The organism is Skermanella rosea (genome assembly GCF_016806835.2).
GTDB classification, from domain to species: Bacteria; Pseudomonadota; Alphaproteobacteria; order Azospirillales; family Azospirillaceae; genus Skermanella; species Skermanella rosea.
In genome coordinates, this window is the sequence record NZ_CP086111.1 from 5,906,542 (window position 1) to 5,921,947 (window position 15,406).

18 protein-coding genes are annotated in these 15,406 nt (G+C 65.4%); 13 read left to right on the plus strand and 5 right to left on the minus strand.

Translation table 11 applies throughout. The features are described 5' to 3' along the window. Positions 1–604: 604 nt before the first annotated feature. Entirely contained in the window at positions 605–970 is a 366-nt protein-coding gene (locus JL101_RS27625) for a hypothetical protein (RefSeq protein ID WP_228435202.1), read from the minus strand. A 36-nt stretch (positions 971–1,006) separates the two neighbouring features. Then, positions 1,007–1,342, minus strand: coding sequence for a hypothetical protein (locus JL101_RS27630; protein WP_201075875.1), 336 nt, complete (start codon positions 1,340–1,342; stop codon positions 1,007–1,009). Between the two features lie 624 nt (positions 1,343–1,966). Between JL101_RS27630 and JL101_RS27635 the strand changes: the two genes are divergently transcribed. The 6 genes from JL101_RS27635 (at position 1,967) to JL101_RS27660 (ending at position 7,312) form a co-directional block, all read left to right on the plus strand. Continuing rightward, on the plus strand, positions 1,967–3,478 hold the full coding sequence (locus JL101_RS27635) for an AAA family ATPase (RefSeq protein ID WP_201075877.1): 1,512 nt from the start codon (positions 1,967–1,969) through the stop codon (positions 3,476–3,478). 19 nt (positions 3,479–3,497) lie between these two features. Beyond that, on the plus strand, positions 3,498–3,875 hold the full coding sequence (locus JL101_RS27640) for a hypothetical protein (protein WP_201075878.1): 378 nt from the start codon (positions 3,498–3,500) through the stop codon (positions 3,873–3,875). Next, positions 3,868–4,263: a hypothetical protein gene (locus tag JL101_RS27645; protein WP_201075879.1), complete on the plus strand. Its 396-nt coding sequence runs from the start codon at positions 3,868–3,870 to the stop codon at positions 4,261–4,263. The genes JL101_RS27640 and JL101_RS27645 overlap by 8 nt, the downstream gene beginning before the upstream one ends. Continuing rightward, the gene (locus JL101_RS27650; RefSeq protein WP_201075880.1) at positions 4,256–4,621 is read left to right on the plus strand and encodes a hypothetical protein; all 366 of its coding nucleotides are present in this window, start codon (positions 4,256–4,258) and stop codon (positions 4,619–4,621) included. The genes JL101_RS27645 and JL101_RS27650 overlap by 8 nt, the downstream gene beginning before the upstream one ends. A gap of 1,075 nt (positions 4,622–5,696) precedes the next feature. Then, a complete protein-coding gene (locus JL101_RS27655; RefSeq protein ID WP_203098136.1) occupies positions 5,697–6,023 on the plus strand; it encodes a hypothetical protein in 327 nt (108 codons plus the stop codon). A gap of 257 nt (positions 6,024–6,280) precedes the next feature. After that, positions 6,281–7,312: an IS110 family RNA-guided transposase gene (locus tag JL101_RS27660; protein WP_203104619.1), complete on the plus strand. Its 1,032-nt coding sequence runs from the start codon at positions 6,281–6,283 to the stop codon at positions 7,310–7,312. Positions 7,313–7,641: 329 nt separating this feature from the next. Here JL101_RS27660 and hslU read toward each other — a convergent pair whose 3' ends face one another. The 3 genes from hslU to JL101_RS27675 form a co-directional block, all read right to left on the minus strand. Then, positions 7,642–8,955: an ATP-dependent protease ATPase subunit HslU gene (hslU, locus tag JL101_RS27665; protein WP_203103053.1), complete on the minus strand. Its 1,314-nt coding sequence runs from the start codon at positions 8,953–8,955 to the stop codon at positions 7,642–7,644. 83 nt (positions 8,956–9,038) lie between these two features. Next, positions 9,039–9,587, minus strand: coding sequence for an ATP-dependent protease subunit HslV (gene hslV, locus JL101_RS27670; RefSeq protein WP_202680814.1), 549 nt, complete (start codon positions 9,585–9,587; stop codon positions 9,039–9,041). Between the two features lie 72 nt (positions 9,588–9,659). Continuing rightward, positions 9,660–11,006 (minus strand): S1C family serine protease, encoded by a 1,347-nt coding sequence (locus JL101_RS27675; RefSeq protein ID WP_203103054.1) that lies wholly within the window; start codon positions 11,004–11,006, stop codon positions 9,660–9,662. 241 nt (positions 11,007–11,247) lie between these two features. Between JL101_RS27675 and hisB the strand changes: the two genes are divergently transcribed. From hisB to JL101_RS27710, 7 genes are read left to right on the plus strand one after another with little or no spacing between them, the layout of a single operon-like run. After that, positions 11,248–11,871: an imidazoleglycerol-phosphate dehydratase HisB gene (gene hisB / locus JL101_RS27680; protein ID WP_203103055.1), complete on the plus strand. Its 624-nt coding sequence runs from the start codon at positions 11,248–11,250 to the stop codon at positions 11,869–11,871. Positions 11,872–11,910: 39 nt separating this feature from the next. Next, positions 11,911–12,555, plus strand: coding sequence for an imidazole glycerol phosphate synthase subunit HisH (gene hisH / locus JL101_RS27685; RefSeq protein WP_203103057.1), 645 nt, complete (start codon positions 11,911–11,913; stop codon positions 12,553–12,555). Between the two features lie 3 nt (positions 12,556–12,558). Beyond that, the gene (locus tag JL101_RS27690) at positions 12,559–13,134 is read left to right on the plus strand and encodes a GNAT family N-acetyltransferase (RefSeq protein ID WP_203103059.1); all 576 of its coding nucleotides are present in this window, start codon (positions 12,559–12,561) and stop codon (positions 13,132–13,134) included. Next, entirely contained in the window at positions 13,131–13,907 is a 777-nt protein-coding gene (gene hisA, locus JL101_RS27695; protein WP_203103061.1) for a 1-(5-phosphoribosyl)-5-[(5-phosphoribosylamino)methylideneamino]imidazole-4-carboxamide isomerase, read from the plus strand. Before JL101_RS27690 ends, hisA begins: the two co-directional genes overlap by 4 nt. After that, positions 13,908–14,693, plus strand: a complete 786-nt coding sequence (gene hisF / locus JL101_RS27700; protein WP_203103063.1) for an imidazole glycerol phosphate synthase subunit HisF — start codon at positions 13,908–13,910, stop codon at positions 14,691–14,693. Then, positions 14,690–15,040 carry a phosphoribosyl-ATP diphosphatase gene (locus tag JL101_RS27705; RefSeq protein ID WP_203103065.1) on the plus strand — a complete coding sequence of 117 codons (351 nt, stop codon included), beginning with the start codon at positions 14,690–14,692 and terminating at the stop codon, positions 15,038–15,040. Before hisF ends, JL101_RS27705 begins: the two co-directional genes overlap by 4 nt. Beyond that, positions 15,040–15,402 carry a histidine triad nucleotide-binding protein gene (locus JL101_RS27710; protein WP_203103123.1) on the plus strand — a complete coding sequence of 121 codons (363 nt, stop codon included), beginning with the start codon at positions 15,040–15,042 and terminating at the stop codon, positions 15,400–15,402. The genes JL101_RS27705 and JL101_RS27710 overlap by 1 nt, the downstream gene beginning before the upstream one ends. The last annotated feature ends 4 nt before the right edge of the window (positions 15,403–15,406 follow it).

A 15,406-nucleotide genomic window follows, 5' to 3' on the forward strand; every position in this document is an offset into this window, starting at 1 on the left:
TGTCATTGCGGAGCCCATTGTCTCGTGCGAGTGGTCAGCAGAATTGTGGCCCTGGACATGGTTAGGTTGGCATTCCTTTTGCGATCCTTCACCGTGTACGTCATTCCTGTCTACGGCTGCGTTCGGCAGGCTGGAATGACGACCCTGTTCAATCGGCTGAAGGATCCCGGGGTTGTGGAGCGAGGCAGTATGGCTCAAGAGCGACACGACGCCGATTATCATCGCCATCACGACGCCAAGGCGGAAGCCGGTCATGAGCGACAATTTCGACATTAGGGCCCTTGAGGTGGAAACCTGTCCGGAAAAAACCGCTGTAAGGTGAGAGCAACACCATCGCATTCTCTGTCGAGGATCATGTAAGCGGCGGGTGAGGTCAATCTCCCCGGTTGCTGTATCCCATACGGAGGAATGCCTTCTGCAAGCTACAGCGCCGTGCGCTAAATCTGAAGCGCCCATGGCGGCGTCTTCGCGCTGCTGGTCGCCATCATGCTTCAGGGCGAACCAGATGAAACGCAATCCGCGGTAGTTGTCTCCAGAGCCGGACGTTCCAAAATGGTCGGTTGGTGCAGACAGCCGAAGCCACGCCACGGATGGTTCCGGCGTTTCAACGGTCGGACGGCGCCTGTTGATTGGGGGTCGCGAAGGTGTCCGACTTGAACACCGGATCGGTTACGTCCGGCCACAGAACCGGAACGATGCGTTCGATCCCAAGCCCGACGAATTCTGGCGGCAGGACCGCCACGACGAAGAAGTCGTCATCGACACGCACCGCGACGGCGCCATCGGGGAACTTGTCCAGGGATCCAGGCGCCGCGATCTCGCGGTTGAAGTCGTTCGTCAGCGGCTGGTTGGCGACCCACCACAGCCCGTCGGGCATTTTCCAGCCGCCGTCCTCTCGGCTCATGGACCCACGGAGTACGCGCAGCCTTTCGACCAGCGTCTCGGTGGTGGACATCGGTTCAGCATCCATGTCCTCTGCTTGCCTTCCTGGATTGTTTGCTTCTGGTCAGTTGATGGCTGCCATGGCACGGACTGCTGCCGCAGCACGACGATACGACGTTACCACGTTGCCGGTCGCATCGTAGATAACAGCCGTGACGCCACCGGGCCCGTCGAGCCGGAACGATCTCGGCTGCTCATTCTCCCCATTCAGCGGCCCTGTCAGGTTCCATCCGGGAGGCAGGTCCTCTTCGGACCGGATCCGTGCCCACGCTTCATTTTCACACTTGAGCACGGCGTTCCTCTTTGCCTGGGGATCGGCTAGTTGAGCGTCCAAGTCGCGCAGGTCCACATATGCCCTGTCCAGTTCCTGGACAGCCATCTGCTGATTGTCTTCCGGCATCCTCTCCTCTCATTCGATCGGTCGTCGAGCAGGCTGGCCCCCTATCCCGGGACCCTGGCGTCACGAGCCAACGGCCTCTATCGGCAGACAGCTTCGGGCATCGTCGCTAAATCCGCCAGCGAGATCTATGCAACTATGAAGTCTCCTGATGTAGTTACGGCTGCAGAAAATTGAAGCAAGCTGACCGGCAGAGGCAACTCTGCCGGTCAGACTTATCCTGCGGCAATCCGGACCGTCGGCAAGTCAGCGCCGGTTCTGCTCCCGAAGAATCCGGGCCATGCGCCAGCAGCCGATGCCGTAGTACACACAGCCGGCCCCACCCAAGGCAATCATGGGGATGCCAAGTAATAATGCGACCAAAGATGGAAAGTCCAAGTCCATAATTCCCGACGCCCCTCTGTGGTGCGCATTGCCCATGTTGTCGTCGGATCGTTAGCGTGGTCAACGCCCAATCCACCTCCCATACAGTCCAGGATCTACCCCTATCAATAGACAGGCCTTGGAGGATCTCCGGCTTGCCTGGAATGCGCGGGAACTAGACTACGCGATAGGCTTCTTTTCCCTTGACGTTCTTGATTTGTTCCGGCAGAAGAGTCAAAGCGATTGACTCTCAAGGGGGATCGGATGTCCGGGGACGACGCTCTATCGCCGGAAGATGTGCGCGCATTCCTGTCCGTTTGGCGGCTTCCCCCGGCAGAGGTGACGCCCGAACACTTGGCGGGAGCGCGCGCCGCGATCAGGATAACGGTCGAGGATGTGCCGGACTTCCCGGACGTCCTGGATCTCGGACGGAGCGGGTTGGCGGATGAGCATGGTGATCTGCCCCTTCTGCGGATCGCGGGCAGGGTCGGCGACCTGATCGGCCAGTCCGGGGGTGATCTCGTGCGCGATCTCCGGGCAACATGTCTTTTTCTGTATTTTCTGGAAAATAAGGACGATCACACCGTCGAGCTGCGCCTGGCATGCGCACATCTCGATTGGTGGCTGGCCCATCCATGTACCCTGAACGAGTATGATCTTCGCATCCGCATTGCGAGGTTCCGAACGCTGTTTGCTTCGATCCTCCGGGCCGATACGCCGGCCAGCATCGCCATTGAGCTGGAGCTCATACAGGCCATCTCGGATCCACAGAACCTCGAGAACAGGGCCGTGGTCGCAATGCTGGAGAGTGCCGGCTGGCTGCCGCCCGAACCGGCCGACGTGATCGATTCGCTGCTGCTCGCCCCGCCGAAGCCGCCGCCGTCGATGATCGTACTACGTCCTTCGTTGCGGGCCAGCGAGGCCGGCGCAAAGAAGATATGGAAGGAGTTCGAGGGCTACGAGGCGCTGTCCGGTCTGACTTACCTCGCCGCTATGCCGGACCCGGACGAGTACCGCAGCGATCTCAGATCCGCGTTCCCCTGGTGCACAGAAATCATCGACATCATCACGGGCGAGTTGGCGCTGGCCGCGCGTCTTGGGCGTCCGCATTTCGCTCTGCCGCCGCTTCTTCTTACCGGGCACTCCGGCGTCGGCAAGTCGAGGCTTGCGCGCTGCATCGCCGGCTATGCCGGAGTGCCGTTCACCCAGCTCAGTGCCGGAGGTGCTTCCGACAGCCGCGCACTTGCCGGAACTGCCAGGGGGTGGGCCTCAGCTCATCCGTGCCTTCCCCTGATGGTCATGAGGACGCATGGCGTCGCAAACCCCTTGCTCTGCGTCGAGGAGATCGACAAGGCGGCAGACAGCCGGCACAACGGCCGGATTTCCGACGTGCTTCTGACAATGGTGGAACCCGCGACGGCGCGGCAATACTACGACGAATGCCTGCAAATGCCGGCGGACCTGTCTGCGGTGTCCTGGGTCCTGACGGCCAACCATGCCGATCGTGTCGATCCGCTGCTTCGAGCGCGCTGCCGCGTTCTTCAGGTGCCTCGCCCGCGGCCGGAGCATTTCGGCGTGATCATGGCCGGACTGACCGAAGATGTCGCCGATGAGTTCGGCGTCGCGGTCTCGGATCTGCCGGAGCTGCCGGGAGAGGTCGTCGAGGCGATGCGTTCGGGTTTCGCCGCCGGCGAACTCAATGCCCGGCAACTCGCAGCACTGCACCGGCGCGCCCTCATTGCCGCCACGCGGGCGGAGAAGCTTACGCGCAATTGACCGTGCGGAGGGAATGGACATGCCAGCGATCGACGAGTACCGCATTATCCACATTCCGCTGACGGGCTGCGCCGCTCTCGGCCGCATCTACGGCTTGGAAGGCGTGCCTGACGGCATATGGCACCTAACCCCGCTGCTCTCCAGGCTGACCGACACGCATATCCACACAGTGACCGGCGAGGTTTATCGGACGCTCGAGCCTTGCCCTAGCGATCGGTTCCACGCCGACGATGCGCTCATCGAAGCCGCCGAAAACCTGTTCAAGCAGACCGGGTTCGGATCCGCAGCGCGCACCGTCGCGACGATCATCGATACCGTCGCATTGATTGATCCGATGTACATTGCGACCGAAGAGGAACTGGCTGCGCTGAGGCGCAGGGCCGCGGGCGATGACTGACGGTGATCTGCCGCGCATCGACGAGTATCGCATAATCGGGATCCCGACGATCAGCTTCGTGGTCGTCGGGCGGGTTTACGGCATCGACGGCGTACCTGACGGTGAGTGGCGCATGTCGTCCCGAATCGCCCGCATAGAAGGTCGAATGGTTGAGACAGTGCATGGGGCGCACTACCGGATGATGACGCCTTGGCCACCTGACGATTACATGCACCCGGCAGCGATCGACGCCGTGATGATCCAGTGCATCACCGGAAATACGGTATTTCGATCGCCGGCTGAAACCGTGGCTGCGCTTATCGAGATCGTCGCCCTTGCCCATCCCTGCTGCGGCGCAACGGAGGATGAGCTTCGGGCATTCAGGAGGAGGACCGTGCGGGATGAGTGATGACCGTGTGCAATACGATGTTTCGCTCGACATCCTGCAGGTTCGCATCAGGCCGATCAAGCGATCCTATACACTGATATGCCATTCTCGGGGCAATCACTCCATCGATCTCGACGAGGCAGGCCGCGTCGTGGGCTGGACTATCCTGGACGCATCCAAGCAGCCGGAGATCATCGGAGAAGCCCTGGCGATGCTCCAACAGTCGCTCAATGTGCGGCGCGAAGACGCTCCTATTTACTGGCTTTTGCGTGAGTTGTTTGGAATTAACAGGCGCGATGAGGGTGAGCGGGACACTGTCGCCGACGTGAGGCGCGACAGCCATGGTGAATACGGTCCCGAACATGATCTCGACTGGTAGGGAGGATCATACATCCGCGGTTGGGCGACTGGGGTGATTGCTTTACGCCGAAACCGGCTGGGGTGGGCACCCACAAAGCCGCGCGTATTAGACTCGCTTCATCTGCGCGATGAGGTGCCATCAAAGAGCAAAGCTTCTGCGTGGCAGAGTTGAGTATTTTTGCATTTCCCAGCGGACCGATCGCCCGAGTGGATGATCATGTCAGCTATCGAGTGGCGCGCTGGCATTGAGTCTGAAATAGGCACTGGAAGGAAAGCGCGCCAAGTGACGCGCATTCACTCAAAATTGTACTGACGCAACCGCTTAAGCCTAACCGACAAAGGCGACGCCACCGGTCAAGGCAGTGCTGTTACTTCCTCTTGTTCGGTCGCTGAGTCAGCGCCGATGCTGCAGCGGACTTTGCCGCCTTGGAGGATTTTGGGTCACGGAGAACTTTGGAAGCTGCGCTCGCCGCTTTTGCAGAGGTGACTTCACCTTTACCCTTAGCCATTTCGATACTCCTGCGAAATTGCCTACCTATTGGGGGCTCCTTTAATAAACCTACCAGATAATGATGATAAAAGCTAGACCGGAAATATCGAAAAGCTTATATTTTGATATGGGGGATTAAGGCTTTAGACGCAGTTTCCCTGCAAACCATCTGCACCGAGTAGATGTATTAAATCAGCGGACCGCGTTAAATTTGGATCACTCTGGAGAATGCTGTCGCCCAACAATGCGAATGCATCGGCATGGGCGTTTCAGATTTAGCGCATGGCGCTGTAGACCACGCGACGAGGGGCAGCCTTGTCGGGCCACCCCTACGCGCATCATTCGCGCGGTCATTGCCGTCCCCGGCTGTACCGCAACATAATCTTATCAAAGAACATCATTCGCTTCAAATATCCTAGCGGGGTGAATACCGCCCCTCTTGGGGCGGTAGAGGGGCGGCGATGAGCCCCTCGCGTCAGTCGTTCAAAAACGTGAGCAGGCTGAAAGAGTCTCATTTTGGATTTCCACTCTTGTAAGCCGAAAATCGCATAGATACTGGCATTCTCCGTATGTTGTGGATGATGAGACTCGAAACTCTCATTATTTGATCGGCAACAACGACGGTCCGGCGGTGCTCAAGTCCGCCGGCTGGGAGACCGTCTCGGCCTATGCCGAGATCACCGTCGACGGCACCCACCTGGTGCTGTGCCACTACGCCTTCCGCACCTGGAACGGCATGCACCGCAAGTCGATCAACCTGCACGGCCACAGCCACGGCAGGCTGGCGCCCATGCTGCGCCAGTTCGACGTCGGCGTCGATGTCTGGAACCTGGCCCCGGTCACCCTGCCGCAGCTCCACGCCAGCCGCCCGGCCCGGCGCGCGCCCGCAAAGAAAGGCGCCGTCCAGCGCCCTCTTCCACTCTCCGAGTGAAAACAATCAGCGTAATTCATCGTAGGTCGGCCTCAGCCGAAGGCCGACCTTGTCTTATGGCGGTGGGGTATAAGGCGGTGTCCGAGGGATACCGGCGCCCCCTGACGGGGACGCCGGTACGCGGGGTCAGGACACTGTGGCCGACCAAGGCTCGACACCGTACGTAGCGAAGTGCCTGCCCCGAACCCTCGGCGTTCCTCGCACAGTTGCCAGGCGCCGGCCTTGAGCCGGACGCCGCAGACAAGGACGAGTTCGCCATGCCTTGCCAAGTCTACTGCATCGGCATCGATGCCTCCACCCAGTTTCTCGATACCCACGGCCTGCCGGGCCACACCCGCCGGCGCCTGCCCAACAGCCCGGAAAGCCATGGCGAGTTGGCCACTATCCTGAGCGCGCTGCGCGAGGGCGGCAACGACGTGCTGGTCGTCATGGAAGCGTCGGGCGGCTGCGAGCGCGGCCTGCATCACGCCCTGGCCGCGGCCGGCGTAGCGACGGCCATCGTCAACCCCAAGCGGGTGCGGGACTTCGCCCGCTCGAACGGCTGGCTGGCCAAAACCGACCGGGTCGACGCCCGGGCGCTCAAGGCGTTCGGCGAGGCCAACCGGCCGCGCGCCACCCCGATTCCGGAGCCGGTCCGCGCCGAGTTGATCGAGCTGCTCGACTACCGCGACCAGGTGCTGGCCGAGATCACTGCCCGGTCTCATCAGATCGAGCACTTCCACTCCGAGGCGATGCGCCAGGTTGCCGGCGCCGCGCTGGAGGCGCTCCGGGGCCAGGCGGCCGAGTTGGCCGAGCAGATCGCGATGACCGTCTACTGCGACGCCGAGCTGAGCCGGCGCGCTGCGCTGCTGCGCAGCTTCAAGGGCGTCGGGCCGCTGACCTCGGCCATGCTGGTCGCCTATCTGCCCGAACTCGGCTCGCTGAACGAGAAGCAGGTAGCCAGCCTGGCCGGGCTTGCGCCGTTCGCCTGCGACAGCGGCACGTTGCGGGGGGTGCGCCGGATTTACGGCGGCCGCGCCAAGGTGCGCCATGCGCTGTTCCACGTCGCCCGCATCGGTCTGCGCTGGAACCCGGTGCTCAAGAAGTTGTACGAGCGCCTCAAGGCGCGCGGCAAAGCGGGGAAGGTGGCGCTGGTCGCCTGCATGCGCAAGGCCCTGGTGATGCTCAACGCCCTGCTCAAGGCGGGTGAGCCTTGGGACCCGGACCACGAAGCGAAAAAGGCCGACCAGGCGGCATTGCGCAAGACGGCCACGGCTGTGGCCGAGGCTACGTCCCCGGCCGCCGCCTGAGGCTCCATCCCTTTGTTCGATCGGCGGCACCATCCCTCCGTCCCGACCTGGGGTCCACTTGGCGGCGCGTGGAACGGCGGTCAAGGATGGCCGAAGGCCACCGCGGAGCGGCGCGCAGCGTCCTTGAGGGCCGTTCCACGCGCCGTCACACTTGGCCCGAACGGGGGGCGGCTCCAACTCCCACTGTTTGACCACTGACACAGTCCAAAGCAGGACACGGCTACACGTCTGCACCACCACAGTGGAAAATTGTGCTTGATGAGGAGACAACAACCGCCAAATAACAGTTGCTACTCCGATCCGCACCGCAGGACGAGAGGGATTCCCTCTTACAGAATGAACTTCGACAGGTCGGCGTTCTTCGCCAGGTTGGAGACCTGGGTGCGGACATAGCCGGCGTCGATCGTGATGGTCTGACCGCCGCGGTCGCTGGCGTTGAAGCTGATCTCCTCCAGCAGCCGCTCCATCACGGTGTGCAGGCGGCGGGCGCCGATGTTCTCCACCGAGGTGTTGATCTCGGCGGCGAGGCTGGCCAGCTCGTCGATCGCGTCGTCGGCGAACTCCAGCTCGACGTCCTCGGTCTTCAGCAGCGCCTTGTACTGCTTGATCAGGCTGGCTTCCGGCTCGGTCAGGATGCGGCGGAAATCCTCCCGGGTCAGCGCCTTCAGCTCGACCCGGATCGGCAGGCGGCCCTGGAGCTCGGGCAGCAGGTCCGACGGCTTGGACACGTGGAACGCGCCCGACGCGATGAACAGGATGTGGTCGGTCTTGACGGTGCCGTGCTTGGTCGCGACCGAGGTGCCCTCGATCAGCGGCAGCAGGTCGCGCTGGACGCCCTCGCGGCTGACGTCGGCGCCGCCGCGGCCCTCGGACCGGGCGGAGATCTTGTCGATCTCGTCCAGGAAGACGATGCCGTTCTGCTCGACCGACTGGATCGCCTCGCCGACGACCGTCTCCTGGTCCAGCAGCTTGTCCGACTCCTCGGCCATCAGCACTTCGTAGCTCTCGGCGACCGACAGGCGGCGGGTCTTGGTCCGGCCGCCGAACGCCTTGCCGAAAATATCGTTCAGGTTGAGCATGCCCATCTGCGCGCCCGGCATCCCGGGCACGTCGAAGGTCGGCATCCCCGGCACGCCGGTATCGGCCACCTGGATCTCGATCTCGCGCTCGTTCAGCGAGCCCTCGCGCAGCATCTTGCGGAACTTCTGGCGGGTCTCCGGCGCCGCGTTGGTCCCGACCAGGGCGTCCAGCACGCGGTCCTCGGCGCGCAGCTCGGCCTTGGAGGCCACTTCCTTCCGCAGCTTGTCCTTGGTCATCGTGATGGCGATCTCGACCAGGTCGCGGACGATCTGCTCCACGTCGCGGCCGACATAGCCCACCTCGGTGAACTTGGTCGCCTCGACCTTCAGGAACGGTGCCTGGGCCAGCTTGGCCAGCCGGCGGGCGATCTCGGTCTTGCCGACGCCGGTCGGGCCGATCATCAGGATGTTCTTGGGCAGAACCTCCTCCCGCAGGCCTTCCGGCAGCTGGAGCCGGCGCCATCGGTTGCGCAGCGCGATCGCGACCGCGCGCTTGGCGTCATGCTGGCCGACGATGTAGCGGTCCAGTTCCGAGACGATCTCGCGGGGGCTGAAGGAGGTCATTGGCTTTTCTTCGTCAGGAGCGCCGCCGGCGCCGTTCGCTAACAGGATATTACTCTCGGGACGCGATTCAAACTCCTCCGCCATCACATCTTTTCCACGATCACGTTGTGGTTGGTATAGACGCAGATGTCGGCGGCGATCCGCATCGCCTTGCGGGCGATCGTCTCGGCGTCCAGCCCCTCGATGTCGGCCAGGGCGCGGGCGGCGGCGAGCGCGAAGCTGCCGCCGGAACCGATGCCGATCAGGCCGTCCTCGGGCTCCAGCACGTCACCGTTGCCGGTCAGCACCAGGCTGACGTTGCGGTCGGCCACGGCCATCATCGCCTCCAGCCGGCGCAGGTAGCGGTCGGTCCGCCAGTCCTTGGCCATCTCGACGCAGGCGCGGGTGAGCTGCCCTGGATGCTGCTCCAGCTTGGATTCCAACCGCTCGAACAGGGTGAAGGCGTCGGCCGTGGCGCCGGCGAAGCCGGCCATCACGTCGCCGCCGGCCAGCCGGCGCACCTTGCGCGCGTTGGACTTCATCACGGTCTGGCCCATGGACACCTGGCCGTCGCCGGCGATCACCACCTCGCCTCCCTTGCGGACGCACAGGATCGTGGTGCCGTGCCATTGGATCGGATCGTTGGAACTCATCGGGATCGGGGCCTATCGCAGAAAAATACCGTCAAATGTCCTACCGCCATGTGGGGGGGACCGCCAATCCCTTCAATCCCCGACCTCGAGCCCCCCGACCTCAAGCCTCAGCCGGTCCAGCGCGTCGCCGATCGGGATGAAGAAGTTCAGTCCGGCCGAGGCCTGGCTGCCCGGCACGGTGCGCATCGACACGGTCAGGCCCGCCAGGTTGCCCTGGGCGTCGACCAGCGGCCCGCCGCTGTTGCCGCCCTGGACGCTGGCGTCGGCCTGGATCTCCTCCAGCCCGGTCAGGCGGTCGCGCCGCAACGCGCTGACGATCCCGCGGGTGACGGTGCCGCGCATCCGCTCCGCCAGGGGCGCTCCCACCACGTAGATGTCCTCGCTGACGGTCAGCGGGCGGGTGCGGACGGGCAGGGCGGGCAGCCCGCGCCCCTCGATCCGGACCAGGGCCACGTCGCGCGGCTTGTGACGGCGCTCCACCCTGCCCACGACGGCGGTGCCGTCGGCCAGCACGACCCGCACCCGCTCGGCCTCGCCGACCACGTGGTGGTTGGTCAGCAGCAGCCCGTCCCGGCTGACCAGCACGCCGGAACCATGGCCGCTCCCGCCCGAGACCAGTACCGTCGCCCCCGTCACCGCCTCCGCATGGTCCTGGATCGGCGTGGTGAAGGGCGGCAGCGCCGGCAGCCGGACCGCCTGGAGCCGAGCGGCATCGTCCGCCGCCACCCCAGGGGGACCCGCCCTGCCGATCCCGCCGCCGGTCTCCAGCGCGGGCATGGTGGAAGCGGCGTCCGGCGCCGCGAACCCGGCCGCGGCGAAGCGGGGATCGGCCGCCAGGTTGGCGACGGCCCCGGCGAAGGCCTGCTCCATCGCCAGCACCTTGCCGTCCTCCGTCGCGGCGCCGCCGGCATGATATCCCCAGGTGGAGGTCCGCAGCACCATGCGCCGTTCCAAGCGGGAATAGACCGTCCAATCCACCTTGACCGAGGCCTCGACCTCTTCCCCGACGACGTCGGACTGGACCAGCCACCAGCCCATCTTGCGGCAGACATTCATCTTGACATCGGTGATCTGGGCGGAGACCACCAGCTCGGCCCGTTCCTCGTCCTCGGCGACCTCGAACAGGCGGTTCGGGTTGCCCGCCACGTCATAGCCGGCGGTGCTCATTTCCTCATGGAACAGGTCGGCAACCTCCGTCCGGTCCATCATCGCGCGCCCGCTGGTCCAGGTGATCGGGTCGAACGGCCCGATGCATGTGAAGCCAATGACATAGCCGCCTATGACGTCGCCGCGCCGCAGCTTGGCCTGCAATTCGCCGAAGCGGACCGGCACGCGGCGGCTCTCCGGCGGCGGGGACGGGGGCGTCGCGATCTCCGCCTTGCGGACATTGACGCCGCACCCGGTGAGGCCGGATGCCAACAATCCAATCCCCAGAGTTATCCACAAGCGACTCGGCACCATGGGATTGTCCCGCCACGACCATGAAGGGTCAAAGCATTATCCTACACCCGTGTTCGGGGTGAACGGGTCAATCTGCCGCGCCGGCCGCCGGAACCCTCCCGCCGCCCCCTTCCGGCGCGCCGGAAAGGCGTACGAAGTAGACGGGCCGGGGTTTCATCCCCTGCTGGCATCGCCCATCCATCCCTGCTAAAACCCCGCCATGGACCCACAGCCCAACAGATCCGCGCGCCAGGCCAGCCTGCGGCGCGCCACCAACGAAACCCGGATCGAGGTTTCGCTGAACCTTGACGGGACCGGCCTGTACAAGATTTCCACAGGCGTCGGTTTCCTCGACCACATGCTCGAGCAGCTCTCGCGCCACAGCCTCATCGACCTGACGGTCCGGGCGGAAGGCGACCTCCATATCGACTTCCACCACACGACCGAGGACAGCGGGATCGCGATCGGCACCGCCTTCGCCCAGGCGCTGGGCGACCGCAAGGGCATCAGCCGCTACGGCGAGGCGACCGTCCCGATGGACGAGACGCTGACCCGCGTGACGCTGGACCTGTCCAACCGGCCGTACCTGATCTGGAAGGTCCATTTCACCCGCGACAAGCTGGGGGATATGGACACCGAGCTGTTCAAGGAGTGGTTCCAGGCCTTCGCCCAGGCCGCCGGCGTGACGCTCCACGTCGAGACCCTGTACGGCGAGAACAATCACCATATCGTGGAAAGCTGCTTCAAGGCGCTGGCCCGCGCGTTGCGCGCCGCGGTCGAGATCGATCCGCGCAAGGCCGACGCCGTGCCGTCCACCAAGGGAACGCTCGGCGGCTCGCTCTGACGGGGCGCCGGGCGCAAGGCTCAGGGAATTTTTGACCACATGACCGTAGCAATCGTCGATTACGGCTCCGGCAATCTCAGGTCCGCCGCCAAGGCGTTCGAGCGCGCGGCCCAGGAGGCCGGCGTCGGCGCCGCCATCGCCGTCACCGACGACGCCGAGGCGGTGCGCCGGGCCGACCGCATCGTGCTGCCCGGCGTCGGCGCCTTCGCCGACTGCATGGCCGGCATCCGGTCGGTGCCCGGCCTGGTCGAGGCGATGGAGGAGGCGGTGCTGACCCGCGGCACGCCCTTCCTGGGCATCTGCGTCGGCATGCAGCTGATGGCGGAACGCGGGGTCGAGCACGGGGTCTGGGACGGGCTCGGCTGGATCCGGGGCGAGGTGGTCGCCATCGATCCCGCCGACCCGTCGCTGAAGATCCCCCACATGGGCTGGAACGACCTGCATGTCGAGCGGCCCGACCACCCGGTCCTGGCCGGCCTGCATGACGGCGACCACGCCTATTTCGTCCATTCCTACCGCTTCGCCTGCGCCGACCGCTCGACCGAGCTGGCGACCGTCGACTATGGCGGGCCGGTCGCGGCGGTGATCGGCCGCGACAACCTGGTCGGGACCCAGTTCCACCCGGAGAAGAGCCAGGCCGCCGGCCTCCGGCTGATCGCCAATTTCCTGCGCTGGCGGCCCTGAGCCATGGAAGAGATGGCCACCGCCGCGACCGTCGAGCGCGTCTCGAAGTTCCGCACGGCGGATCTCCACGACCTGTGCGACGCCGCCGACCTCGCGATCCGCGACGGCGGCGGTTTCGGCTGGGTCGATCCGCCGCCCCGCGACGTGATGGAGCGGTACTGGAAGGGCGTCCTGATCGTGCCGGAGCGGCACCTGTTCATAGCCCGCCTGGACGGCGTCGTGGCGGGGTCGGCCCAGCTCGTGGCGCCGCCCCGGAACAACGAGGCGCAGGGCCACTCCGCCCAGCTGACCACCTCCTTCGTGGCGCCCTGGGCGCGCGGCCACGGCCTCGCCCGCATGCTGGTCCGCGCGGTCGAGATGGCGGCCCGCGAGGCCGGCTACCGGGTCCTGAACCTGGACGTGCGGGAGACCCAGCGGGCGGCGATCGCCCTGTACGAGACGCTGGGCTTCAGGCGCTGGGGCACCCACCCGCTCTACGCCAACGTCCGCGGCCAGAACCTCGCCGGCCATTTCTTCTACAAGGACCTGACCTCCACCGACCTGCCGTCCCCCCAGCCCCTTACCGAAGCGCCGACATGATTCTGTACCCAGCGATCGACCTCAAGGATGGTGCCTGCGTCCGCCTCGTCAGGGGCGAAATGGACCAGGCGACCGTCTTCAACACCGACCCCGGAGCCCAGGCGAAGACCTTCGCCGACCAGGGGTTCGAGTGGCTCCACCTGGTCGATCTCAACGGCGCCTTCGAGGGCCGTCCGGTCAACGCGGCCGCGGTCGAGGGCGTGCTGTCCTCGGTCTCCATGCCGGTCCAGCTCGGCGGCGGCATCCGCGACCTGAAGACGATCGAGGACTGGCTGGAGCGCGGCATCACCCGGGTGATCCTGGGCACCGTCGCCGTGCGCGATCCGGAACTGGTGCGCGAGGCCTGCCGGCGCTTCCCGTCCCGCGTCGCTGTGGGCATCGACGCCCGAGACGGCTTCGTCGCGGTCGAGGGCTGGGCCAAGACCTCCACCGTCAAGGCGCTCGACCTGGCGCTCCGGTTCGAGGACGCCGGCGTGTCGGCCATCATCTATACCGACATCAACCGCGACGGCGCCATGGGCGGCGTCAACGTCGAGGCCACCGCCGACCTCGCCTTCGCGCTGACCACGCCGGTGATCGCCTCGGGCGGCGTCTCCAGCATGGCCGACCTGGAAGCGCTCAAGAAGGTCGAGCATACCGGCATCGAGGGCGTCATCTGCGGCCGGGCGCTCTATGACGGGCGCATCGATCCGGCCGAGGCGCTGGCCCTGCTGTCCTCCCCCGTGCGGCCCCCCCTGGAGAACGGGCACGGCGATGCCGGGGAAGAGGCCTGAATGCTCAAGATGCGCCTGATCCCCTGCCTGGACGTCAAGGACGGCCGGGTGGTCAAGGGGGTGAACTTCGTGGACCTGATCGACGCGGGCGACCCGGTCGAGCAGGCCCGGCTCTATGACCGCGAGGGGGCGGACGAGCTGACCTTCCTCGACATCACCGCCAGCGTCGAGGCCCGCGACACCCTGTACGACGTGGTCAGCCGCACGGCGGAGCAGGTCTTCATGCCGCTGACCGTCGGCGGCGGGGTGCGCGTGGTGGAGGACATCCGCAAGCTGCTGCTGGCCGGGGCCGACAAGGTCTCGATCAACACGGCCGCGGTCTCCCGGCCCGACTTCGTCCGCGAGGCGGCGGAGAAGTTCGGCTCCCAGTGCGTCGTCGTGGCTGTGGACGCCAAGTCGGTCGGCCCCGGCAAGTGGGAGGTCTTCACCCATGGGGGGCGGAACCGCACCGGCCTGGATGTGGTCGACTGGGCGCGCCGCATGGCGGAGTACGGGGCCGGCGAGATCCTGCTGACCTCCATGGACCGCGACGGCACCAAGTCCGGATTCGACATCGAGCTGACCCGCGCGGTCGCCGACGCCGTACGCGTGCCCGTCATCGCCTCGGGCGGCGTCGGTACGCTCGACCACCTGGTGGCCGGCATCCGGGACGGCCACGCGACCGCGGTGCTGGCCGCCTCGATCTTCCATTTCGGAATCTTCTCCATCGGCGAGGCCAAGGCGCACATGGCGAAGGCCGGCATCGACATCCGCGACACCGCCAAGCCCGGGCAGGCCGCGGCATGAGCGGGCAGGGCATCGGCGCCGCCGTGCTGGACCGTCTGTACGAGACGGTGCGGTCCCGCCGCGGGCAGGACCCGGAGACCTCCTACACCGCCAAGCTCTATTCCCGCGGCACGCCCAAGATCGCACAGAAGCTGGGCGAGGAGGCGGTCGAGGCGGTGATCGAGGCGATCCGCGGCGACAAGCAGAAGCTGGCGGAGGAATCCGCCGACCTGCTCTATCACCTGATGGTGCTGTGGGCCGACGCCGGCGTGAAGCCGGAGACCGTCTACGGCATCCTGGCGGACCGCGAGGGCATCAGCGGCATCGCCGAGAAGAAATCACGCAAGCAAGGCAACGGGGGCAAATGATGGCCTACGATCCCAACAACGTGTTCGCCCGGATCCTGCGCGGCGAGATCCCGTCGAAGAAGGTCCATGAGGACGAGCACACCCTGGCCTTCCACGACATCAATCCGCTGGCGCCGAGCCATATCCTGGTGATCCCCAAGGGGCCGTACGTCTCCTTCGACGACTTCTCGGAGAAGGCGTCGGATGCCGAGATCGCCGCCTTCGTCCGGGCGGTCGGTAAGGTCGCCCGCGACCAGGGCCTCGCCGGCGACGGCTACCGCATCCTCGCCAATATCGGCGAGAACGCCAACCAGGAAGTGCCCCACCTGCACGTCCACGTCTTCGGCGGCAAGCGGCTCGGCCGCATGCTGCCGAAGGAGTAGGTCG